This window comes from Escherichia sp. MOD1-EC6021 (assembly GCF_002965245.1).
Lineage (GTDB): Bacteria > Pseudomonadota > Gammaproteobacteria > Enterobacterales > Enterobacteriaceae > Escherichia > Escherichia coli_F.
In genome coordinates this window covers 39,247-60,720 of record NZ_PTRU01000004.1, presented here as the reverse complement: position 1 = coordinate 60,720, position 21,474 = coordinate 39,247, and the positions used below count along the sequence as shown (strand labels likewise).

Annotated in this window: 22 protein-coding genes; 12 read left to right on the top strand and 10 right to left on the bottom strand. The window is 50.4% G+C overall.

Going from position 1 to position 21,474, the window contains the following annotated elements; genetic code table 11:
* Positions 1-307: 307 nt before the first annotated feature.
* Together narX and narL are read left to right on the top strand one after the other, a co-directional pair.
* The gene (gene narX, locus BEB54_RS06505) at positions 308-2,104 is read left to right on the top strand and encodes a nitrate/nitrite two-component system sensor histidine kinase NarX (RefSeq protein WP_000918048.1); all 1,797 of its coding nucleotides are present in this window, start codon (positions 308-310) and stop codon (positions 2,102-2,104) included.
* Positions 2,097-2,747 (top strand): two-component system response regulator NarL, encoded by a 651-nt coding sequence (gene narL, locus BEB54_RS06500; RefSeq protein WP_105282153.1) that lies wholly within the window; start codon positions 2,097-2,099, stop codon positions 2,745-2,747. Before narX ends, narL begins: the two co-directional genes overlap by 8 nt.
* Here narL and ychO read toward each other — a convergent pair whose 3' ends face one another.
* A complete protein-coding gene (gene ychO / locus BEB54_RS06495; protein ID WP_105277415.1) occupies positions 2,748-4,142 on the bottom strand; it encodes an inverse autotransporter invasin YchO in 1,395 nt (464 codons plus the stop codon). It lies immediately after the preceding gene.
* Between the two features lie 185 nt (positions 4,143-4,327).
* On the opposite strand from ychO, the gene ychN reads away from it, so the two are divergent.
* Positions 4,328-4,681 carry a DsrE/F sulfur relay family protein YchN gene (ychN, locus tag BEB54_RS06490; protein WP_001169659.1) on the top strand — a complete coding sequence of 118 codons (354 nt, stop codon included), beginning with the start codon at positions 4,328-4,330 and terminating at the stop codon, positions 4,679-4,681.
* A gap of 43 nt (positions 4,682-4,724) precedes the next feature.
* Here the strand turns inward: ychN and chaC are convergent, their stop codons facing one another.
* Complete coding sequence (chaC, locus tag BEB54_RS06485) at positions 4,725-5,420, bottom strand: glutathione-specific gamma-glutamylcyclotransferase (RefSeq protein WP_001295621.1); 696 nt, start codon at positions 5,418-5,420, stop codon at positions 4,725-4,727.
* A 156-nt stretch (positions 5,421-5,576) separates the two neighbouring features.
* Positions 5,577-5,807, bottom strand: coding sequence for a putative cation transport regulator ChaB (gene chaB, locus BEB54_RS06480; RefSeq protein ID WP_001146444.1), 231 nt, complete (start codon positions 5,805-5,807; stop codon positions 5,577-5,579).
* Positions 5,808-6,076: 269 nt separating this feature from the next.
* Here chaB and chaA point away from each other — a divergent pair, with 269 nt between their 5' ends.
* The 3 genes from chaA to BEB54_RS06460 all read left to right on the top strand — a co-directional run bounded on the left by chaA (position 6,077) and on the right by BEB54_RS06460 (position 8,225).
* Positions 6,077-7,177, top strand: a complete 1,101-nt coding sequence (gene chaA / locus BEB54_RS06475) for a sodium-potassium/proton antiporter ChaA (RefSeq protein WP_001306585.1) — start codon at positions 6,077-6,079, stop codon at positions 7,175-7,177.
* A gap of 405 nt (positions 7,178-7,582) precedes the next feature.
* Positions 7,583-7,690 (top strand): type I toxin-antitoxin system toxin Ldr family protein, encoded by a 108-nt coding sequence (locus BEB54_RS06465; protein ID WP_000170956.1) that lies wholly within the window; start codon positions 7,583-7,585, stop codon positions 7,688-7,690.
* A 427-nt stretch (positions 7,691-8,117) separates the two neighbouring features.
* Positions 8,118-8,225: a type I toxin-antitoxin system toxin Ldr family protein gene (locus tag BEB54_RS06460; protein ID WP_100733948.1), complete on the top strand. Its 108-nt coding sequence runs from the start codon at positions 8,118-8,120 to the stop codon at positions 8,223-8,225.
* Between the two features lie 147 nt (positions 8,226-8,372).
* On the opposite strand, the gene kdsA is transcribed toward BEB54_RS06460, so the two are convergent.
* Genes kdsA through hemA form a run of 6 tightly spaced genes read right to left on the bottom strand, consistent with a single transcriptional unit; the run spans position 8,373 to position 13,677 of the window.
* Entirely contained in the window at positions 8,373-9,227 is an 855-nt protein-coding gene (kdsA, locus tag BEB54_RS06455) for a 3-deoxy-8-phosphooctulonate synthase (protein WP_000811058.1), read from the bottom strand.
* A gap of 35 nt (positions 9,228-9,262) precedes the next feature.
* The gene (gene sirB1 / locus BEB54_RS06450) at positions 9,263-10,072 is read right to left on the bottom strand and encodes an invasion regulator SirB1 (RefSeq protein WP_001257058.1); all 810 of its coding nucleotides are present in this window, start codon (positions 10,070-10,072) and stop codon (positions 9,263-9,265) included.
* 3 nt (positions 10,073-10,075) lie between these two features.
* Complete coding sequence (gene sirB2 / locus BEB54_RS06445; RefSeq protein WP_000200378.1) at positions 10,076-10,468, bottom strand: invasion regulator SirB2; 393 nt, start codon at positions 10,466-10,468, stop codon at positions 10,076-10,078.
* Entirely contained in the window at positions 10,465-11,298 is an 834-nt protein-coding gene (gene prmC, locus BEB54_RS06440) for a peptide chain release factor N(5)-glutamine methyltransferase (RefSeq protein ID WP_000456456.1), read from the bottom strand. The genes sirB2 and prmC overlap by 4 nt, the downstream gene beginning before the upstream one ends.
* Positions 11,298-12,380 (bottom strand): peptide chain release factor 1, encoded by a 1,083-nt coding sequence (gene prfA, locus BEB54_RS06435; protein ID WP_000804726.1) that lies wholly within the window; start codon positions 12,378-12,380, stop codon positions 11,298-11,300. Before prfA ends, prmC begins: the two co-directional genes overlap by 1 nt.
* 40 nt (positions 12,381-12,420) lie before the next feature.
* On the bottom strand, positions 12,421-13,677 hold the full coding sequence (gene hemA, locus BEB54_RS06430) for a glutamyl-tRNA reductase (RefSeq protein WP_001299679.1): 1,257 nt from the start codon (positions 13,675-13,677) through the stop codon (positions 12,421-12,423).
* Positions 13,678-13,890: 213 nt separating this feature from the next.
* On the opposite strand from hemA, the gene lolB reads away from it, so the two are divergent.
* From lolB to dauA, 4 genes are all read left to right on the top strand, one after another.
* The gene (gene lolB / locus BEB54_RS06425; RefSeq protein ID WP_105277384.1) at positions 13,891-14,514 is read left to right on the top strand and encodes a lipoprotein insertase outer membrane protein LolB; all 624 of its coding nucleotides are present in this window, start codon (positions 13,891-13,893) and stop codon (positions 14,512-14,514) included.
* Complete coding sequence (ispE, locus tag BEB54_RS06420) at positions 14,514-15,365, top strand: 4-(cytidine 5'-diphospho)-2-C-methyl-D-erythritol kinase (RefSeq protein ID WP_032302911.1); 852 nt, start codon at positions 14,514-14,516, stop codon at positions 15,363-15,365. Before lolB ends, ispE begins: the two co-directional genes overlap by 1 nt.
* 150 nt (positions 15,366-15,515) lie before the next feature.
* A complete protein-coding gene (gene prs / locus BEB54_RS06410; protein ID WP_001298109.1) occupies positions 15,516-16,463 on the top strand; it encodes a ribose-phosphate diphosphokinase in 948 nt (315 codons plus the stop codon).
* 124 nt (positions 16,464-16,587) lie between these two features.
* On the top strand, positions 16,588-18,267 hold the full coding sequence (gene dauA / locus BEB54_RS06400; RefSeq protein ID WP_072039634.1) for a C4-dicarboxylic acid transporter DauA: 1,680 nt from the start codon (positions 16,588-16,590) through the stop codon (positions 18,265-18,267).
* 54 nt (positions 18,268-18,321) lie between these two features.
* Here dauA and ychH read toward each other — a convergent pair whose 3' ends face one another.
* Positions 18,322-18,600, bottom strand: coding sequence for a stress-induced protein YchH (gene ychH, locus BEB54_RS06395; protein ID WP_000823885.1), 279 nt, complete (start codon positions 18,598-18,600; stop codon positions 18,322-18,324).
* Positions 18,601-18,877: 277 nt separating this feature from the next.
* Between ychH and pth the strand changes: the two genes are divergently transcribed.
* Positions 18,878-19,462, top strand: a complete 585-nt coding sequence (gene pth, locus BEB54_RS06390; protein ID WP_000152937.1) for an aminoacyl-tRNA hydrolase — start codon at positions 18,878-18,880, stop codon at positions 19,460-19,462.
* 116 nt (positions 19,463-19,578) lie between these two features.
* Positions 19,579-20,670 (top strand): redox-regulated ATPase YchF, encoded by a 1,092-nt coding sequence (ychF, locus tag BEB54_RS06385; protein ID WP_000505866.1) that lies wholly within the window; start codon positions 19,579-19,581, stop codon positions 20,668-20,670.
* The last annotated feature ends 804 nt before the right edge of the window (positions 20,671-21,474 follow it).

Below are 21,474 nucleotides of genomic sequence, written 5' to 3'. Positions count from 1 at the left end.
CACCTTAGTGTCTGTAGCTAAAGGCAATTTGATGTAAATCAAACGATAAGATAACTTTATCTATCATTGATATTTATCATTACCCATAGTGAGTACAGTGATTTCATAAAAATTATGAGATTTTTCACGGTGCTGTAAAATCCCTACCCTTACCGATGTAAAGCGACTTACCACGCGGCAAATAAGGAGTAACTCTTTCCGGGTATGGGTATACTTCAGCCAATAGCCGAGAATACTGCCATTCCAGAATGTATCGTCACATTCATTAAGGTTATTGCTCATTTAAAGCCTGAAGGAAGAGGTTTGCATGCTTAAACGTTGTCTCTCTCCGCTCACCCTGGTTAATCAGGTTGCGCTTATTGTGTTGCTTTCTACTGCTATTGGACTGGCAGGGATGGCAGTTTCTGGCTGGCTGGTGCAAGGCGTTCAGGGCAGCGCCCATGCGATCAACAAAGCGGGATCGCTGCGCATGCAAAGTTACCGTCTGTTGGCGGCAGTGCCATTAAGCGAGAAAGACAAGCCCTTAATTAAAGAGATGGAACAAACGGCATTTAGCGCCGAGTTAACCCGAGCAGCAGAACGAGACGGACAACTGGCGCAACTACAGGGTTTACAAGATTACTGGCGTAATGAACTGATCCCTGCGCTGCTGCGTGCACAAAACCGCAAAACGGTGTCAGCGGATGTCAGCCAGTTTGTTGCGGGGCTTGATCAACTGGTATCTGGTTTTGACCGCACCACGGAAATGCGCATTGAGACAGTGGTGCTGGTCCATCGGGTAATGGCGGTATTTATGGCACTGTTACTGGTGTTCACTATTATCTGGTTGCGGGCGCGACTGCTACAACCGTGGCGGCAGTTGTTGGCAATGGCGAGTGCCGTCAGCCATCGCGATTTTACCCAACGCGCGAACATCAGCGGGCGCAACGAAATGGCTATGCTTGGAACTGCGTTGAACAATATGTCTGCAGAACTGGCGGAAAGTTACGCCGTACTTGAGCAGCGGGTTCAGGAGAAAACCGCCGGGCTGGAACATAAAAATCAGATCCTCTCTTTTTTATGGCAGGCCAACCGCCGTTTGCATTCCCGCGCCCCGCTGTGTGAACGCCTGTCACCTGTACTCAACGGCTTACAGAATTTAACCCTGCTACGTGATATCGAACTGCGGGTGTATGACACTGATGATGAAGAGAATCATCAGGAGTTTACCTGCCAGCCAGATATGACCTGCGATGATAAAGGCTGTCAGCTCTGCCCGCGCGGTGTACTCCCCGTTGGCGATCGCGGCACAACCCTGAAGTGGCGGCTGGCTGACTCTCATACGCAGTACGGTATTTTGCTGGCAACCCTGCCGCAGGGGCGTCATCTTAGTCATGATCAACAACAACTGGTGGATACCCTGGTTGAACAACTCACCGCCACGCTTGCGCTGGATCGCCATCAGGAACGTCAGCAACAGTTGATCGTGATGGAAGAGCGTGCCACCATTGCGCGCGAACTGCATGATTCTATTGCCCAATCTCTCTCTTGCATGAAGATGCAGGTGAGTTGTTTACAGATGCAGGGCGATGCGCTGCCAGAAAGCAGCCGCGAACTGTTAAGTCAGATCCGTAACGAACTGAATGCATCCTGGGCGCAGTTGCGTGAATTGCTCACCACATTCCGCTTGCAGCTCACCGAGCCTGGATTACGTCCGGCGCTGGAGGCGAGTTGCGAAGAGTACAGCGCCAGGTTTGGCTTCCCGGTGAAGCTGGATTATCAATTGCCGCCTCGTCTGGTGCCTTCGCATCAGGCAATCCATCTGTTGCAAATTGCCCGTGAGGCATTAAGTAACGCCCTCAAACATTCGCAAGCGAGTGAGGTCGTGGTGACAGTGGCGCAAAACGATAATCAGGTCAAACTGACCGTCCAGGATAACGGCTGCGGCGTGCCTGAAAATGCCATCCGCAGCAATCACTACGGCATGATAATAATGCGCGACCGTGCGCAAAGTTTACGGGGCGATTGCCGCGTCCGCCGTCGTGAATCAGGTGGCACCGAAGTGGTGGTCACCTTTATTCCCGAAAAAACTTTCACAGACGTCCAAGGAGATACCCATGAGTAATCAGGAACCGGCTACTATCCTGCTGATCGACGATCACCCGATGCTGCGAACTGGCGTAAAACAGCTTATTAGTATGGCACCAGATATCACCGTGGTTGGCGAAGCGAGTAATGGCGAACAGGGTATTGAACTGGCGGAGTCTCTTGATCCCGATCTGATCCTGTTAGATCTCAATATGCCCGGCATGAACGGTCTGGAAACGCTGGATAAACTGCGCGAAAAGTCCCTCTCCGGGCGCATTGTGGTATTCAGCGTCTCTAATCATGAAGAAGAAGTGGTCACCGCACTGAAACGCGGCGCGGATGGCTATCTGTTAAAAGATATGGAACCGGAAGATCTGCTGAAAGCATTGCATCAGGCAGCTGCTGGCGAAATGGTATTAAGCGAAGCATTAACGCCTGTTCTGGCCGCCAGCTTGCGCGCTAACCGTGCCACTACTGAACGCGATGTTAACCAGTTAACCCCACGCGAGCGCGATATTCTCAAGCTGATTGCCCAGGGTTTGCCGAACAAGATGATTGCCCGCCGCCTGGACATCACCGAAAGCACAGTAAAAGTGCACGTCAAGCACATGCTGAAGAAAATGAAGCTCAAGTCTCGCGTGGAAGCAGCAGTATGGGTGCATCAGGAGCGCATTTTCTGATTACGGTTCCCAGCGCAGTTCGTCGTTTGACAATGCGTCGAACGGTTCGACAAGCGTTAGCGTGATCTCATTGGAGGAGACACGCTGCCCCTGGTTATCTTCCACCACTACAGACAATCGCCAGCGATTGCTTGCCCCTTCCCCGTTTTGCCAGTCAGGCATGATCAGCGTCCAGCCCTCCGCGCTATTGGCTTGTGCGCCCGGCGTCAAACTTAATATCTGCGTATCGCCCTGCCAAATCAGTTGCCGAATACCATAACGACTGCGGATTTGTAATTTCAGCGGCACTGTTTCGCCAGGTTTTAGATCCCACGGCGGTGTTGCCAGAAACACCGTTAACGTTTTTCGCTGTCGGTACTCAAGAGTCGGTAGATTATTTCGCTGCGGATTATCATAGCGACTACCACGTAACGACTGACTTTCGGCAACCTCGCCCGCAGAAAGTTGTTTTTTGAGCGGGACACCAAAGCGGTAGTTAAGATTCAGCCCGAGGTTATTTTGATTCTCGCCACTTTCACCCTGTTTATGCTGGGCCGTCACCGTGACTAAGGGCACAGGGGTGTAATTTAATCCCAGACTCAATGCGACGGGATTGTGATAACCCGTACCAGAGTTAAACAAATCAACACGATCACCAAAATACTGTTCTACGCTGACACTGGTATTGAGGTGTTGATAGAACGGCATGCGCATCCGGGCTGTCAGGTCGTACCCGCGCGCCATCCGTTGTTCCTGCGTGGCTGTCTGTTCATGCCATGCAGCAAACGGCTGGTAAAAGTTTGCCGATAGTCGCAAATATTCGCCCCACGCTTCGGCACCAAAGCCCGCTCGCTGAAGATTTTCGTCCAGCAAGTTGTCATAAAAAGTATTATAACCCACCAGCCAGCTGCCGCGCGCCCAGCGTTGCCCAACGCCCACATTGCTCACCAGCCCATCATCCTGCTGAGTAAGACCCAGCTGGCTCCAGGTGAGATAACGCTCATTATCCTGTAAAGGCACAAACCAGCTTCCGCGACTGCCTGTGAGATGTCCTTCGTTATCCACTTTGACGTCAACACTGGCATTTCCCCACGGTGATAGCCAGGACTCTACGTGCTGATTAACCTGTTGACTAAGCGCGTCGCGGACTTTTCCCAATGCGAAAGCTTTTGCCTGCTCGCCAGTATCCAGCCCGTTATCATTCATACTGGTTTCGCCGAAATCTTTCACAATTTCAGCAAAGTGTTTTTCCCCATCATGATTTTCGGGAGCCATGCCTAAATCCGGCAGACCATCATTGTTATTATCAAAGGGATTTGCCGCTTTTTGCTCGAAGGTAGATTGTGCGTTAGCTGTACCGCCTGCCGCCAGCAAGAGTAAATAAAACGGAATAATGCGAGGAACGAAACGGCTCAAAACGTCGGTAACTTCCGGTAAAAAATGAAAAACCATAGCCTTAAAGAATAACGATTACTGGCAACTTTTGTCGTATTTTCTCGCGCTTTCAGGAAAATCCTTAAAAATGTGACCGATTGGTCAGACGCTGCAGAAGCAGTAAGATAGAAGATAAGTGTCTAATTCCCTGAATACAGGAGTAAATAATGCAAAAAATCGTGATCGTTGCCAATGGCGCACCTTACGGGAGCGAATCCTTGTTTAACAGCTTGCGGCTGGCCATTGCGTTACGAGAGCAGGAGAACAATCTGGATCTGCGTCTGTTCCTGATGTCTGATGCGGTCACAGCCGGGTTGCGCGGGCAAAAACCAGGGGAAGGCTACAACATTCAGCAAATGCTGGAGATCCTTACCGCTCAGAATGTACCGGTGAAATTGTGCAAAACCTGTACCGACGGGCGCGGGATTAGTACACTTCCTCTGATTGATGGGGTGGAAATCGGTACTCTTGTGGAACTGGCGCAATGGACGCTGTCAGCCGATAAAGTGCTCACATTTTAATGTTTGAGGGGGCGTCTGACGCCCCACTATGAGGGAAGTTTACTCAGGCGAATCCCGGCCGTAACACACCATCCGGATAATTCTCCGCCAGCAGTTTTTTTACCGAAACCAGCAAATCATTCAGCCCATCGTCCTGCATTCCCAGTTTGATAAGCTCCTGTTCCAGTGAAAACAGGTATTGTGCGTTGGTTCCCAGTGGACCGCTCGCCGCCGCAATCAACGGCGCGATGACCTGAGCGCGAGTGTCAGATTCATATTCTGGATGTCGCGGGTCCATAATAAACACAATGGCGTTTACTGTGCGTCCATCATCAAGATCAAGCTGACACCAGGTTGGCAGATAACAGCCGGTAATCATCTCGCGCTTCCACAACAGGGTTAGTTCCTGCTCCAGCGTCTCTTCTGGCAGTCGATAGGCGACGCCTGTGGTGCGTCCGCCCTCTTTCAGTGCAAGCATCCGTCCCGGCTGGTGCGCAGTCCCGCGCCCGGCGGTCAGGCGCAGGCAAAACGCGCGATGCCATCCAACCAGTGTACCGGTGCACGACTCGGTAAACTCCAGTGCCGGATTCCACATCAACGATCCATAACCGAAGATCCACACCGGTCCCTCATCAGGTCGACAAGCCAGCGTCGCCGCCAGCGAAGCCGCCCGTTGCTCTGCTGACCATAAGAGTGATTCTTCAATGGCACCAAATGCCGTTTTACAATCGGCATTCATCAAGAAATCACGCGTTATCACCTTACACCTCCGCCACTGCATACTTCCCTGCGACAACTTTTTGGTGTCTTCCGGACATTTTACTGCTCATTTTGAAACCATTAACGGGACAATATGCAATCCACGGACCACTTGCAAGACAACACCGCACGAATAGCTTTAACTAAGCTACCGGTTTTACGATTTTTTATGCCATTTATCATCATCCCCTTTGGCATATTCATGCTTCACAGCAGCCCAGGCCACTTTATGCGCGGTTTCTTCGCGACTGGCGTCATCACGCCGATCTTCTTTATCTTTATATTGATCCCATGCGCTGTTGAACGCTTCTTTATAGATATCCTGAGCATGAGACGGTAGCACGTGCTTTACGCTTTCCGGCAGATCGCTTTTCGTTTTATACGGCATCGTTGACTCCTTTTACAAAGTTGAACATTAAGTGTGGTCAACAATATCCACTCTTGCCAAAACATAAGAATTTTCATGTCAGACTCTTCTTAAGAAACGCTAAAACAAACATTGTCTAAACGCATTGCTTATTTTTATGGCCCGATGAGTAAAAAATCGACAGCGGGGTAAAATTTCGTAAAATGTTACCGATATCCAGACACTTTCTGTTATTTTTCCTACCTATTTTTTACATTTTCGATAAATTCATCTGCAAAGGGATAACCATAATGTCAAATGCTCAAGAGGCGGTAAAAACCCGCCACAAGGAGACTTCGCTTATTTTCCCGGTTCTGGCGCTGGTAGTGCTGTTCCTGTGGGGAAGCAGCCAGACACTACCAGTGGTCATTGCCATCAATCTTCTTGCTCTTATTGGTATTTTAAGTAGCGCCTTTAGTGTTGTCCGTCATGCGGACGTATTAGCCCATCGCCTGGGAGAACCTTACGGTTCGCTTATTCTTAGCCTTTCAGTGGTTATTCTTGAAGTCAGTTTGATTTCAGCTTTAATGGCAACCGGCGACGCCGCGCCAACGCTAATGCGTGATACGCTCTATTCAATCATTATGATTGTTACCGGTGGGCTGGTTGGCTTTTCATTATTGTTGGGCGGACGCAAGTTTGCCACTCAATATATGAATCTGTTTGGTATCAAGCAGTATTTAATTGCGCTGTTCCCCCTGGCGATAATCGTACTGGTATTTCCAATGGCTCTGCCTGTGGCGAATTTTTCAACCGGTCAGGCGTTACTGGTAGCATTAATTTCTGCGGCAATGTATGGCGTATTTTTGCTGATCCAGACCAAAACGCATCAAAGTTTATTTGTCTACGAGCACGAAGATGACAGTGATGACGACGACCCGCACCACGGTAAACCGTCTGCCCATAGCAGCCTGTGGCATGCTATCTGGTTGATTGTCCATCTGATTGCCGTTATTGCAGTCACCAAAATGAACGCCAGCCCGCTGGAGACATTGCTCGACAGCATGAATGCCCCTGTCGCCTTTACTGGCTTCCTGGTGGCTCTGTTGATTCTGTCGCCGGAAGGTTTAGGTGCGTTAAAAGCAGTGTTGAACAACCAGGTCCAGCGCGCGATGAATCTGTTCTTTGGTTCAGTGTTAGCAACCATTTCGCTTACCGTACCTGTCGTCACGCTAATTGCCTTTATGACGGGTAACGAATTGCAGTTTGCACTTGGTGCGCCAGAAATGGTGGTGATGGTGGCCTCTTTAGTGCTGTGCCATATCTCCTTCTCCACCGGACGTACTAACGTGCTCAATGGCGCAGCGCATCTGGCACTGTTTGCCGCCTATTTGATGACGATATTTGCCTGACAGTTATATCTCCTCCGATGACAGAAATCGGGGGAGATAATATAAATTCCTGCTTATTGTATTTCTTCATACTACCTGAACAGGTCGTTAATCAGAATTGCGAGCCTGTACCACAACCTGCACGAAACCACTGCAACAGCTGGTGAAAAGCCGGAATGTACTCTTTATTGCAAACATTTCAGGGATGAAGTGAAGATGAATTGAGACGTAATATCCACACCAAGCCGGCGTTATCCGGTGAGGCGCAATGTTGCGGGTGCTTTATCCCTGGTGGCATTGGTTGCTGGAAAGAGAAAACCCCCGCACGTTGAGAGGTAAAACCTGACAACAGAACGGGGGCTAATCTTGAACCATCAACAATTCAAGAATAGCCGCAAAATGTTGTCATTACAACAAGGCGGCTATATGACGCTCGCGCAGTTTGCCATGATTTTCTGGCACGACCTGGCGGCACCGATCCTGGCGGGGATTATTACCGCAGTGATTGTCAGCTGGTGGCGTAACCGGAAGTAAGGTGAAAACGGGCGTCAGGCTGCCGTGATGGCAATATGCGCCCGAAACCGGCCGCAGGGGTAACAGCCTGCGGCCCTTTTTGTCTTTATCTCTTCTGCAAGTAAATATTGGCAACCCGAGCTGGAAGCATCATCCAGAGCACTCATGAAACGACTGTAACAGCTGTTGAAAAACCGGAATGCACTCTTCATTGCAAACATTTCAGGGATGAAGTGAAGATGAATTGAGACGTAGTATCCACACCAAGCCGGAGCTATCCGGTGAGGCACAATGTTGCGGGGGCTCTATCCCTGGTGGCATTGGTTGCTGGAAAGAGAAAACCCCCGCACGTTGAGAGGTACAACCTGACAACAGAACGGGGGCTAATCTTGAAACCAGACACTTCAAGAATAGCCGCAAAATGTTGTCATTACAACAAGGCGGCTATATGAAGCTCGCGCAGTTTGCCATGACTTTCTGGCACGACCTGGCAGCACCGATCCTGGCGGGAATTATTACCGCAGCGATTGTCAGCTGGTGGCGTAACCGGAAGTAAGGTGAAAACGGGCGTCAGGCTGCCGTGATGGCAATATGCGCCCGAAACCGGCCGCAGGGGTAACAGCCTGCGGCCTTTTTTGTATCCGGCCCCATGAAAAAAGCCTTAACGCAGAACGCTAAGGCTTTAGTTTTCAGGCAAAAAAGATTACTTACTGGTATCCAGTTCTTCGAAACCTTTCACCAGGTCATCAATCGCTTTCATCTGCTTGAGGAACGGTTCCAGTTTAGCCAGCGGCAGCGCGGATGGACCATCACATTTCGCATGTTCCGGATCCGGATGCGCTTCAATAAACAGCCCCGCCAGACCTACCGCCATACCGGCACGTGCCAGCTCAGCCACCTGAGCACGACGACCGCCGGAAGCTGCGCCAAACGGATCGCGGCATTGCAGTGCGTGGGTCACGTCGAAAATCACCGGTGAATTACCAGACACTTTCTTCATGATGCTGAAGCCCAGCATATCAACAACCAGGTTGTCATAGCCGAAGTTAGCACCGCGATCGCAAAGAATCACTTTATCGTTGCCGCCTTCTTTGAATTTATCAACGATATTACCCATTTGGCCTGGGCTGACGAACTGTGGTTTCTTGACGTTAATTACCGCACCGGTTTTCGCCATTGCCTCCACCAGGTCAGTCTGGCGAGCAAGAAACGCCGGCAACTGAATCACATCCACAACATCAGCAACGGGCTGTGCCTGGCTTGGCTCGTGAACGTCAGTGATAATTTTTACGCCAAATGTCTGTTTCAGTTCCTGGAAGATTTTCATCCCTTCTTCCAGACCTGGTCCACGATAAGAGTGGATGGAGGAGCGGTTGGCTTTGTCAAAAGAGGCTTTGAACACGTAAGGGATACCCAGTTTCTGGGTCACGGTTACGTAGTGCTCGCAAATGCGCATCGCCAGATCGCGAGATTCCAGCACGTTCATACCGCCAAACAGCACGAACGGCAGATCATTTGCTACGTTGATGTCGCCAATGCTAACCACTTTTTGTTTCATAGGATCGCCTTAATCTTGAGTAAAATGTCGATTAATTAATGCAGCACAATATGTTTATGCGCGATGTTATTTATTTGCGCACGGATCATTTCGCTGATCGGGTCTTCCGGACACTGTTCAACGAAATAACTTAAATCGTTCAACGCAACGTGTTCGCAATCCAGTTGCGCATAAATCAACCCGCGATCGCGAATTTCATAGGGATCTTCCGGGTTAAATTGTAATAAAGCTTCGCTGGTGCGTAATGCCAGCTCCATCTGATTTTCTTCCATCAACGAGGCTTTGAGTGTGTCCAGCAATTTGCGGATTACCTCAATGTTATCAGCTTCATCAAGATCTTCATAAAACAGCTCCGCCGACGGGCTGATATTTCCCTTTAACCAAACGTCCAGCATATGTTCGCTTAACGATTCACCGTTAAAAGGATTAATCAGCCAAATTTCGCCATCCGGACATTCAATGCGCAGTATCAGCTGCGTAGGGAAAATCACCGGCAGCAGCGGCAAATCAAGACGATTAGCGACCCACAATAAAACGGCGCCTAATGATACCGCACTGCCCTGCCGATTCTTTAATACCTGGTCCAGCCATAATGCATCGGAAAGACGATAAACGCCGCGTGAGGCTTTAAATCCCCAGTCGCCGTAAAACAGCGCGATCAGTTTTTCCAGCTGCTCTTCTAAAGGCAGAAGCTGGCTGATTTCTTCCTTCGCCAGAGTAACGAGACGCTCCAGTTCGTCGTAAACATCTTGCGAGGGAAAATCGCGACGGATTGCTTCGCAAGCCAGGATCATGCCTTCGCACAATGGCGCTTTATTAAATTCGAAATCAGCTAACGATCTCATGACTTACCCCAGTAACGGTACTTTTGTGGTGGCGAGTTTAATGATGATGTACAGCACCACCAACGCCAGCGGGAAGGCAATAATGCGCGCCTGCTGACTGTGCATACGACGATAATCGAGTGCAATAAAACCCAAAACGATATAAATGATAACTCCAAACAGCTTTTCAGTCAGCCACTGTGCCTGCCCGGAAAATGGCAGGATGTGCGCTTTAGCCATCAACGCAATGCCGCTTAACAATAACACCGTATCGACAACCGGCGGCACAATGCGCGTCCAACGAGCAAATGCCTGTGGATGCTTCTGATAACGTAGCCAGAAACGTAAGGTTAATAGCCCTACAGAAAGCGCAATGCTAATGAGATGAACGCTAAGCAGTGTAGAAAAACTTGTCATTGATAATAGCGGCCGAGCGTTACGCGCTCGTTATCACCATAGTCCCGACAGGTTTCGACGTCATGATATCCCGCGTGGATAAATGCCTGTCGCACCGCTTCGCCCTGCTGCCAGCCATGTTCCAGAAGCAGAAAGCCGCCGGATACCAGCGCGTTACGCGACTGTTCGATGATATGCACGATGTCTGCCATTCCACTGTCTGCCGCAACCAGCGCAGTGAGCGGCTCAAAGCGGACATCGCCTTGTTGAAGATGCGGGTCCTGCTCGTCGATATACGGTGGGTTACTGACAATCATCGCAAACTGCTGCCCGGCTAGCGCGCTAAACCAGTCGCTTTGCAGAATATGGATATTTTTGATCGCCAGATGCTGGGCATTACGTTGTGCCAGAGAGACAGCATCTGGCATACGATCTACAGCGGTAATTTCACAGTCCGGGCGCTCGCTAGCCAGCGCCAGCGCAATCGCCCCGGTACCCGTCCCGAGATCGAGAATACGGCAAGGCTGTTCAGGCAACCGCGCCAGTGCCTGCTCCACCAGACACTCCGTATCCGGGCGCGGAATTAAAGTCGCTGGCGAAACAAATAACGGCAGCGACCAGAATTCTCGCACCCCGGTTAAATGAGCAATAGGTTCACCATCGCGACGACGCGTCAGTAGCGCATCAAGTTGCTGACATTGTTCGTCAGTCAGCTGCGTTTCACCAAAGGCGAGAATAAAAGTACGCCCTTTGCCGGTAACATGCTCCAGCAGGATTTCAGCATCACGCCGCGGGCTTTCGCTCGCCTGAAGTTGGCTTATTGCTTCACGTAACCAGTGTTGATATTCCATTATTCCTGCTCGGACAACGCCGCCAGTTGGTCGGCCTGATGTTCCTGGATAATCGGTTCAATCAGCATATCCAGCTTACCTTCCATCACTTCATCCAGACGGTAGAGCGTCAGGTTGATGCGGTGATCGGTAACGCGCCCCTGCGGGAAGTTGTAAGTACGGTTACGGTCGCTGCGATCGCCACTCCCCAGCAGGTTACGGCGAGTAGACGCTTCGGCCTGTTGGCGTTTTGCCATTTCTGCTGCGTGGATGCGAGCACCGAGTACTGAAAGTGCTTTAGCTTTGTTTTTATGCTGCGAACGTTCGTCCTGACATTCAACAACAATCCCGGTCGGCAAGTGAGTAATACGAATTGCCGAATCGGTGGTGTTAACGTGCTGACCACCCGCCCCTGACGAGCGGAAAGTATCAATGCGCAAATCTGCTGGGTTGATGTCCGGCAGTTCTGCGTCAGGCAGTTCTGGCATTACCGCAACGGTACAAGCAGAAGTATGAATTCGACCCTGCGATTCCGTAGCAGGCACACGCTGCACGCGATGACCGCCAGATTCGAATTTCAAACGACCATATACACCATCACCGCTAATTTTGGCGATGATCTCTTTATAGCCACCATGTTCACCCTCGCTGGCGCTCATGATTTCTACACGCCAGCGGCGGGCTTCGGCGTAACGGCTGTACATACGGAACAGATCGCCAGCGAAGAGCGCCGCTTCGTCGCCGCCGGTTCCGGCACGGACTTCGAGGAAGGCGTTACGTTCGTCATCAGGATCTTTTGGTAGTAACAGAACCTGTAATTGCTGTTCCAGTTGCTCGCTTTTTTCTTTAGCTTCGCGCAGTTCATCCTGCGCCATCTCACGCATTTCAGGATCGTCGAGCATCATCTGTGCGGTTTCGATATCTTCCTGAACCTGTTGCCAGTCGGTAAAACAGCGCGAAACATCACTTAACTGCGCATATTCGCGTGATAATGCGCGAAAACGTTCCTGGTCGGCGATAGTTTGCGCGTCACCCAGCAACGCCTGAACTTCTTCATGGCGTTCATGCAGGGCTTCCAGTTTGGCAACGATAGAAGGCTTCATAGGCGTAAATGCACCCTGTAAAAAAGAAAATGATGTACTGCTACTCCAGCCCGAGGCTGTCGCGCAGAATATTCAGGCGTTCGTTATCCCCGTCACGGGCAGCCTGTTGAAGTGATTTCGTTGGCGCATGGATCAGGCGGTTAGTCAGTTTCCATGCCAGATCCTGCATAATGGCTTGCGCGTCGCCGCCCTGCTCAAGGGCTGCTAACGCTTTGGCGGTTAACTCATCGCGAACTTGCTCTGCCTGGCTGCGATACTCGCGAATGGTTTCGCTGGCACTTTGTGCACGCAGCCAGGCCATAAATTCGCTGGTTTCCTGAGCGACGATAGTCTCCGCCTCAACTGCGGCAGCTTTACGTTGCGCCAGGTTGTGCGAAATAATGCTTTGTAGATCGTCAACACTATAAAGGTAAGCATTCGCCAGTTTGCCAACTTCCGGCTCAACATCGCGCGGAACGGCAATATCTACCAACAGCATCGGTTGGTTGCGACGGCTTTTTAATGCGCGCTCCACCATGCCTTTACCGATAATCGGCAACGGACTGGCGGTAGAACTAATGATGATATCGGCTTCGCGCAGACGTTCGTCAATATCGCTCAAGGCAATCACTTCTGCGCCGACTTCATCTGCCAGAATTTGGGCGCGTTCGCGAGTACGGTTGGCGATAATCATCTTCTGTACTTTGTGTTCACGTAGATGACGCGCCACCAGCTCGATAGTCTCCCCCGCGCCAACCAGCAATACTGTTACCGTAGAGAGCGATTCAAAGATCTGCCGCGCCAGCGTGCAAGCCGCAAAAGCGACAGACACAGCGCTGGCACCGATATCGGTTTCAGTGCGAACGCGTTTCGCTACAGAGAAAGATTTCTGGAACATGCGTTCCAGTTCGCTGGCCTTCATATGACCTTTTTGCGAATCAGCAAAGGCTTTTTTTACCTGACCGAGGATCTGCGGCTCCCCCAGAACCAGTGAATCCAGGCCGCTGGCAACACGCATTAAATGGCTAACCGCGTCGTTATCCTGATGCCAGTAGAGGCTTTTACGCAGGTCTTCTTCATTAAGATTGTGATAATCGCAAAGCCAGCGGATTAACGCCTCTTGCAGGTTATCCTGCTCTTCAACGCTAAGATAAAGTTCCGTGCGATTGCACGTCGACAGCACCACGCCGCCCTGCACCATCGGCTGCGCAAGCAGGCTGTCAAGCGCCTGATCGAGCTTATCCGGCGAAAACGATACACGTTCTCGCAGCGATACAGGTGCCGTTTTATGGTTGATACCGAGTGCTAAAAGGGTCATGTCTGCGGGAAATAATACCAACGTTGATAGGGTTAGTCTGCTTGCATCATACAGGATGCGTAAGATCAATAAAAGAGAGCGCCCCCTTTTGGAGTAATTGCCGAAAGCCGTTAGATTCTGGCAATTAAGACAACTTGAACATAGACGATAGCGGGCGGTAACGCTAGCATTAAGGGTTATAACTGCAACGTATCTCAAGGACTTGTCATCACTATGCCCCTGCCCGATTTTCGTCTTATCCGCCTGCTACCGCTGGCTGCTCTTGTGCTCACTGCCTGTTCCGTTACCACGCCCAAAGGTCCTGGCAAAAGCCCGGATTCGCCACAATGGCGTCAGCATCAGCAAGACGTGCGCAATCTTAATCAGTATCAAACTCGCGGCGCGTTCGCTTATATTTCTGACCAACAAAAAGTGTACGCCCGTTTCTTCTGGCAGCAAACTGGCCAGGAGCGCTACCGTCTGCTGCTGACTAACCCATTGGGCAGCACGGAACTGGAGCTGAATGCTCAACCGGGTAACGTGCAGTTAGTCGACAATAAAGGTCAGCGTTATACCGCCGATGACGCTGAAGAGATGATTGGCAAATTGACCGGAATGCCGATTCCGCTCAACAGTTTGCGTCAGTGGATTTTAGGTTTACCGGGTGATGCAACCGACTACAAACTGGACGATCAATATCGCCTCAGCGAAATCACCTACAGCCAAAACGGCAAAAACTGGAAAGTTGTTTACGGTGGTTATGACACCAAAACGCAACCTGCGATGCCAGCCAATATGGAACTCACCGATGGTGGTCAGCGCATCAAGTTAAAAATGGATAACTGGATAGTGAAATAATGCGGACACAGTGGCCCTCTCCGGCAAAACTTAATCTGTTTTTATACATTACCGGTCAGCGTGCGGACGGTTACCACACGCTGCAAACGCTGTTTCAGTTCCTGGATTACGGCGACACCATCAGCATTGAGCTTCGTGACGATGGGGATATTCGTCTGTTAACACCCGTTGAAGGCGTGGAACATGAAGATAACCTGATCGTTCGCGCAGCACGGTTGCTGATGAAAACAGCAGCCGCCAGCGGGCGTCTTCCTACGGGAAGCGGTGCAGAAATCAGTATTGACAAGCGTTTGCCGATGGGCGGCGGTCTGGGTGGTGGTTCATCCAATGCCGCGACGGTGCTGGTGGCATTAAACCATCTCTGGCAATGCGGGCTAAGCATTGATGAACTGGCGGAAATGGGGCTGACGCTGGGCGCAGATGTTCCTGTCTTTGTTCGGGGGCATGCCGCGTTTGCCGAAGGCGTTGGTGAAATACTAACGCCGGTGGATCCGCCAGAGAAGTGGTACTTGGTGGCGCACCCTGGTGTAAGTATTCCGACTCCGGTGATTTTTAAAGATCCTGAACTCCCGCGCAATACGCCAAAAAGGTCAATAGAAACGTTGCTAAAATGTGAATTCAGCAATGATTGCGAGGTTATCGCAAGAAAACGTTTTCGCGAGGTTGATGCGGTGCTTTCCTGGCTGTTAGAATACGCCCCGTCGCGCCTGACTGGGACAGGGGCCTGTGTCTTTGCTGAATTTGATACAGAGTCTGAAGCCCGCCAGGTGCTAGAGCAAGCCCCGGAATGGCTCAATGGCTTTGTGGCGAAAGGCGTTAATCTTTCCCCATTGCACAGAGCCATGCTTTAAGCCGGGCAAGCTGAGTTTCGGTGACAACGTCACCTTGTTCCAGACGTTGCATCGCGCTCTTTAATACACCGCCTGGAAAGAATCATGCCTGGCCCGCACAGTTTTCGGCAGATTCTTTCCACCAATGGACGCATGCCTGAGGTTCTTCTCGTGCCTGATATGAAGCTTTTTGCTGGTAACGCCACCCCGGAACTAGCACAACGTATTGCCAACCGCCTGTACACTTCACTCGGCGACGCCGCTGTAGGTCGCTTTAGCGACGGCGAAGTCAGTGTACAAATCAACGAAAATGTACGCGGTGGTGATATTTTCATCATCCAGTCCACTTGTGCCCCTACTAACGACAACCTGATGGAATTAGTCGTTATGGTTGATGCCCTGCGTCGTGCTTCCGCAGGTCGTATCACCGCTGTTATCCCCTACTTTGGCTATGCGCGCCAGGACCGTCGCGTCCGTTCCGCTCGTGTACCAATCACTGCGAAAGTGGTTGCAGACTTCCTCTCCAGCGTCGGTGTTGACCGTGTGCTGACAGTGGATCTGCACGCTGAACAGATTCAGGGTTTCTTCGACGTTCCGGTTGATAACGTATTTGGTAGCCCGATCCTGCTGGAAGACATGCTGCAGCTGAATCTGGATAACCCAATTGTGGTTTCTCCGGACATCGGCGGCGTTGTGCGTGCCCGCGCTATCGCTAAGCTGCTGAACGATACCGATATGGCAATCATCGACAAACGTCGTCCGCGTGCGAACGTTTCCCAGGTGATGCATATCATCGGTGACGTTGCAGGTCGTGACTGCGTACTGGTCGATGATATGATCGACACTGGCGGTACGCTGTGTAAAGCTGCTGAAGCGCTGAAAGAACGTGGTGCTAAACGTGTATTTGCGTACGCGACTCACCCGATCTTCTCTGGCAACGCGGCGAACAACCTGCGTAACTCTGTAATTGATGAAGTCGTTGTCTGCGATACCATTCCGCTGAGCGATGAAATCAAATCACTGCCGAACGTGCGTACTCTGACCCTGTCAGGTATGCTGGCCGAAGCGATTCGTCGTATCAGCAACGAAGAATCGATCTCTGCCATGTTCGAACACTAATCGAACCCGGCTCAAAGACCCGCTGCGGCGGGTTTTTTTGTCTGTAATATCCATTTGTATGACCTATGCCTCCTTCACCTGCCATTTAGTTGACAGATGATGCGCTCACGGATGAAACATTATTGTGAACAAAATATTTTCCTCACATGTGATGCCTTTCCGCGCTCTGATCGACGCTTGCTGGAAAGAAAAATATACTGCCGCACGGTTTACCCGTGACCTGATTGCCGGGATAACCGTCGGGATTATTGCTATCCCGCTGGCGATGGCGTTGGCTATTGGTAGTGGTGTGGCACCCCAGTACGGTTTATATACCGCAGCTGTTGCGGGGATTGTCATTGCTCTGACGGGGGGGTCACGCTTTAGCGTTTCCGGTCCGACTGCGGCATTTGTGGTAATTCTCTATCCCGTTTCGCAACAGTTTGGACTGGCAGGACTGCTGGTCGCGACACTCATGTCAGGTGTCTTTTTGATCCTGATGGGGCTGGCACGCTTTGGTCGCCTGATTGAGTATATTCCGGTTTCCGTCACCTTAGGTTTCACCTCGGGTATCGGGATCACCATCGGTACCATGCAGATTAAAGATTTTCTCGGTCTGCAAATGGCCCATGTCCCGGAGCATTATCTACAAAAAGTCGGCGCATTATTTATGGCGCTGCCGACCATTAATGTGGGTGATGCTGCCATTGGCATTGTGACGCTTGGCATTCTGGTTTTCTGGCCGCGTCTGGGCATTCGTTTACCCGGTCACCTTCCGGCCTTGCTGGCTGGTTGCGCGGTGATGGGAATTGTTAACCTGCTCGGCGGACATGTTGCTACCATCGGTTCGCAATTCCACTACGTCCTAGCCGATGGTACTCAGGGTAACGGTATTCCGCAACTGCTGCCACAGCTGGTACTGCCGTGGGACCTGCCTAATTCAGAATTCACGCTAACCTGGGATTCTATTCGCACACTGCTGCCTGCGGCATTCTCAATGGCAATGCTCGGCGCAATCGAATCTCTGCTCTGTGCCGTGGTGCTGGATGGCATGACCGGGACTAAGCACAAAGCGAACAGTGAACTGGTTGGACAGGGGCTGGGGAATATTATCGCTCCGTTCTTTGGTGGTATTACCGCTACAGCTGCCATCGCGCGTTCTGCCGCTAACGTCCGTGCCGGGGCTACTTCCCCTATCTCGGCGGTGATCCACTCTATTCTGGTTATTCTTGCCCTGCTGGTACTGGCACCGCTGCTCTCCTGGCTGCCGCTTTCCGCCATGGCTGCCCTGTTGTTGATGGTGGCGTGGAACATGAGTGAAGCGCACAAAGTGGTCGACTTGCTGCGTCATGCGCCGAAAGATGACATCATCGTCATGCTGCTGTGCATGTCGCTGACCGTGCTATTTGATATGGTTATTGCCATCAGCGTGGGGATCGTGCTGGCATCGCTACTGTTTATGCGTCGTATCGCACGTATGACTCGCCTGGCACCGGTAGTCGTAGACGTTCCAGACGATGTTCTGGTTCTGCGCGTTATTGGCCCGCTGTTCTTTGCTGCCGCTGAAGGCTTGTTCACGGACCTCGAGTCACGTCTTGAAGGCAAACGGATTGTGATTCTGAAGTGGGATGCCGTTCCGGTACTTGATGCTGGTGGTCTTGATGCGTTCCAGCGTTTTGTGAAGCGTCTACCCGAAGGATGTGAACTGCGCGTGTGCAACGTGGAATTCCAGCCACTGCGCACTATGGCTCGCGCAGGCATTCAACCGATCCCGGGCCGCCTTGCTTTCTTCCCGAATCGTCGCGCGGCGATGGCGGATTTATAAGTACGCGATTGACCAGTCAGCGCAAACTGACTGGTCAGCAAACGGCATTATTTGTTAGCTATGACGGCGATTATCGCTACGGCGGCAACGTTTGTCATAGTGGCGAACCCACCAGTAACGGTCGCACACCTGTTCATGCCCGCCAACACGGGCACCCGCCAGCCAGAGAATGGCACCGACGAAAATACTTAGCACTGCACCATGTGCGAAATACTGGGGCATATTAAACTGTGGTAACTGGTTGAGGATTGAATACCCCACGCCGACCACCATTACCACCAGACCCAACCCCATGAGCACGTTACCGAGTAACGAAGCGTTTTTGCGTTTCATATGTCACCTCCGGAACTTTCTGGGTTGTAACAGGGAATACCCCTCTTCCTTATGTGTAAAGTATAGACAACACCCTGTGGGTTATGTGCGGGCGTGATCACAATTACAACCCTTATTTCAACAAAACTTTACAAATAAACGCCTGAACACCTTGACTTTCTAATAGTCCACTTAGGCAATTATTGCGTTATCTGCATTTGATACGCAGTTTTTTGTCAAGCGGGGCCGCAACCAGTAAACTACGCGCCAGTTATGTACACACTCAGGACAAAAAAACGTGACGATTAAATTGATTGTCGGCCTGGCGAACCCCGGCGCTGAATACGCCGCAACGCGACATAATGCTGGTGCCTGGTTCGTTGACTTACTGGCAGAGCGTTTGCGCGCTCCGCTGCGCGAAGAGGCTAAATTCTTTGGTTATACTTCGCGAGTCACCCTTGGAGGCGAAGATGTCCGCCTGTTAGTCCCGACTACATTTATGAATCTCAGCGGCAAAGCCGTTGCGGCGATGGCCAGTTTTTTCCGCATTAATCCGGACGAAATTCTGGTTGCCCACGACGAACTGGATCTGCCACCTGGCGTCGCCAAATTTAAGTTGGGCGGTGGCCATGGTGGTCACAATGGACTGAAAGACATCATCAGTAAATTGGGTAATAACCCTAACTTTCACCGTTTACGCATCGGAATCGGTCATCCGGGCGATAAAAATAAAGTTGTCGGTTTTGTGTTAGGCAAACCGCCTGTTAGTGAACAGAAGTTAATTGATGAAGCCATCGACGAAGCGGCACGTTGTACTGAAATGTGGTTTACAGAGGGCTTGACCAAAGCAACGAACCGATTGCACGCCTTTAAAGCGCAATAAGTCGTTGTCTGCGGCATTTTTGCCGAGTGCCGTGTATAATAGGCAAAGTTATTTCCATTTCTGCAATCTGTTAGCAATAACAGGTTGATTATTAAGATATTAAGGTGATTTAAATCATGGGATTCAAATGCGGTATCGTCGGTTTGCCCAACGTCGGGAAATCTACCCTGTTCAACGCGCTGACCAAAGCCGGTATTGAAGCGGCCAACTTTCCATTCTGTACCATTGAGCCGAACACAGGCGTCGTACCAATGCCTGACCCTCGCCTGGATCAACTGGCTGAAATCGTAAAACCGCAGCGTACGCTTCCCACGACCATGGAATTTGTCGATATCGCCGGTCTGGTAAAAGGCGCATCGAAAGGCGAAGGTCTGGGTAACCAGTTCCTGACCAACATCCGTGAAACCGAAGCGATCGGTCACGTTGTTCGCTGCTTTGAAAACGACAACATCATTCACGTTTCCGGCAAAGTTAACCCGGCGGATGATATTGAAGTTATCAACACAGAACTGGCGCTGGCAGACCTCGACACCTGCGAACGTGCGATTCATCGCGTACAGAAGAAAGCCAAAGGCGGCGATAAAGACGCGAAAGCCGAGCTGGCGGTACTGGAAAAATGCCTGCCACAGCTGGAAAACGCAGGTATGCTGCGCGCGCTGGATTTAAGCGCTGAAGAGAAAGCGGCTATTCGTTACCTGAGCTTCCTGACGCTGAAACCAACAATGTACATCGCCAACGTCAACGAAGACGGTTTTGAAAACAACCCGTATCTTGACCAGGTGCGTGAAATCGCGGCGAAAGAAGGTTCTGTTGTGGTTCCGGTTTGTGCTGCTGTTGAAGCAGACATTGCCGAACTGGACGACGAAGAACGTGACGAGTTTATGCAGGAGCTTGGGCTGGAAGAGCCGGGTCTGAACCGCGTGATCCGTGCCGGTTATAAGCTGCTGAACCTGCAAACTTACTTCACCGCTGGGGTGAAAGAAGTGCGTGCATGGACCATTCCGGTTGGTGCAACCGCGCCGCAGGCCGCTGGCAAAATCCATACTGATTTTGAAAAAGGCTTTATCCGCGCACAAACTATTTCGTTCGAAGATTTCATCACTTACAAAGGTGAACAAGGCGCGAAAGAAGCAGGCAAAATGCGTGCAGAAGGTAAAGATTACATCGTTAAAGATGGCGATGTAATGAACTTCCTGTTCAATGTCTAATTAATTTGTTGTCTCATGAGGTTTCGCTAAATCTCATGAAGAGCGCAAAAGTATATAAAATCCACGCAATTGCGTGGATTTTTCATTTCACCGAGTCCTAACCATTCTTATAACATCCTACACTTTTGTGCTTATTGCCTATAGTGAACCACGAGAATAATTAAAGACATAAGTGTTCAGATGAGGGATATCTCATTAGCAATGAGATCACGTAAGTTTCTGTTCCACTGCACATCAGACACCTTTTACAGCTGATCAATATTGATCACGCTCCAATATGCTGGCGAGAAAAGGACTTGCCTGAAGGGCAATATCCAGCAGATAAAGCCCCCGAATAACGTGATTACGTGCGATCCTGGTAAGATGAAAATGATAACCAGTATCACGATAATAACGATATGCCAGAAAATCCATTGATCAAAAATGAATATCGATGTTTTTTGCTTTTTCTTATTAGTAATGCAAAAATGGCTCATATTGTTTTTGTTATGCAGTTACATCAAGCGAAAATCCCATAACTAATTAGGATTATTACCAAAAATATTCACCAAATTATTTAACCGCTGTTTGTTGTAATGTTTTTGTCATATTCATAGTAACGAATTGGAATAAGTAACGACAGCTTAGGGAATAACTCGATCTAAACTCACCTTTGTAAAGGGGATGTTAAATATATATTAATTCCTGTGTTCCTGATTTTGCCCGGTAATAGAGAATTATTCTCAGAGCAGCTCATCATGATTGCACCATACAAATATCATGATGATAAGAGGATATTATTCATTGACTTAAACAAAATGACAA

What these genes read in the sequence shown, in the direction of transcription:
- lolB (WP_105277384.1), top strand. Translation starts at nt 13,891, where the DNA reads ATGCCCCTGCCCGATTTTCGTCTTATCCGCCTGCTACCGCTGGCTGCT.
- prmC (WP_000456456.1), bottom strand. Translation starts at nt 11,298, where the DNA reads ATGGAATATCAACACTGGTTACGTGAAGCAATAAGCCAACTTCAGGCG.
- hemA (WP_001299679.1), bottom strand. Translation starts at nt 13,677, where the DNA reads ATGACCCTTTTAGCACTCGGTATCAACCATAAAACGGCACCTGTATCG.
- ychH (WP_000823885.1), bottom strand. Translation starts at nt 18,600, where the DNA reads ATGAAACGCAAAAACGCTTCGTTACTCGGTAACGTGCTCATGGGGTTG.
- BEB54_RS06465 (WP_000170956.1), top strand. Translation starts at nt 7,583, where the DNA reads ATGACGCTCGCGCAGTTTGCCATGATTTTCTGGCACGACCTGGCGGCA.
- ispE (WP_032302911.1), top strand. Translation starts at nt 14,514, where the DNA reads ATGCGGACACAGTGGCCCTCTCCGGCAAAACTTAATCTGTTTTTATAC.
- ychN (WP_001169659.1), top strand. Translation starts at nt 4,328, where the DNA reads ATGCAAAAAATCGTGATCGTTGCCAATGGCGCACCTTACGGGAGCGAA.
- sirB2 (WP_000200378.1), bottom strand. Translation starts at nt 10,468, where the DNA reads ATGACAAGTTTTTCTACACTGCTTAGCGTTCATCTCATTAGCATTGCG.
- kdsA (WP_000811058.1), bottom strand. Translation starts at nt 9,227, where the DNA reads ATGAAACAAAAAGTGGTTAGCATTGGCGACATCAACGTAGCAAATGAT.
- prfA (WP_000804726.1), bottom strand. Translation starts at nt 12,380, where the DNA reads ATGAAGCCTTCTATCGTTGCCAAACTGGAAGCCCTGCATGAACGCCAT.
- narX (WP_000918048.1), top strand. Translation starts at nt 308, where the DNA reads ATGCTTAAACGTTGTCTCTCTCCGCTCACCCTGGTTAATCAGGTTGCG.
- sirB1 (WP_001257058.1), bottom strand. Translation starts at nt 10,072, where the DNA reads ATGAGATCGTTAGCTGATTTCGAATTTAATAAAGCGCCATTGTGCGAA.
- chaB (WP_001146444.1), bottom strand. Translation starts at nt 5,807, where the DNA reads ATGCCGTATAAAACGAAAAGCGATCTGCCGGAAAGCGTAAAGCACGTG.
- ychF (WP_000505866.1), top strand. Translation starts at nt 19,579, where the DNA reads ATGGGATTCAAATGCGGTATCGTCGGTTTGCCCAACGTCGGGAAATCT.
- BEB54_RS06460 (WP_100733948.1), top strand. Translation starts at nt 8,118, where the DNA reads ATGAAGCTCGCGCAGTTTGCCATGACTTTCTGGCACGACCTGGCAGCA.
- narL (WP_105282153.1), top strand. Translation starts at nt 2,097, where the DNA reads ATGAGTAATCAGGAACCGGCTACTATCCTGCTGATCGACGATCACCCG.
- chaA (WP_001306585.1), top strand. Translation starts at nt 6,077, where the DNA reads ATGTCAAATGCTCAAGAGGCGGTAAAAACCCGCCACAAGGAGACTTCG.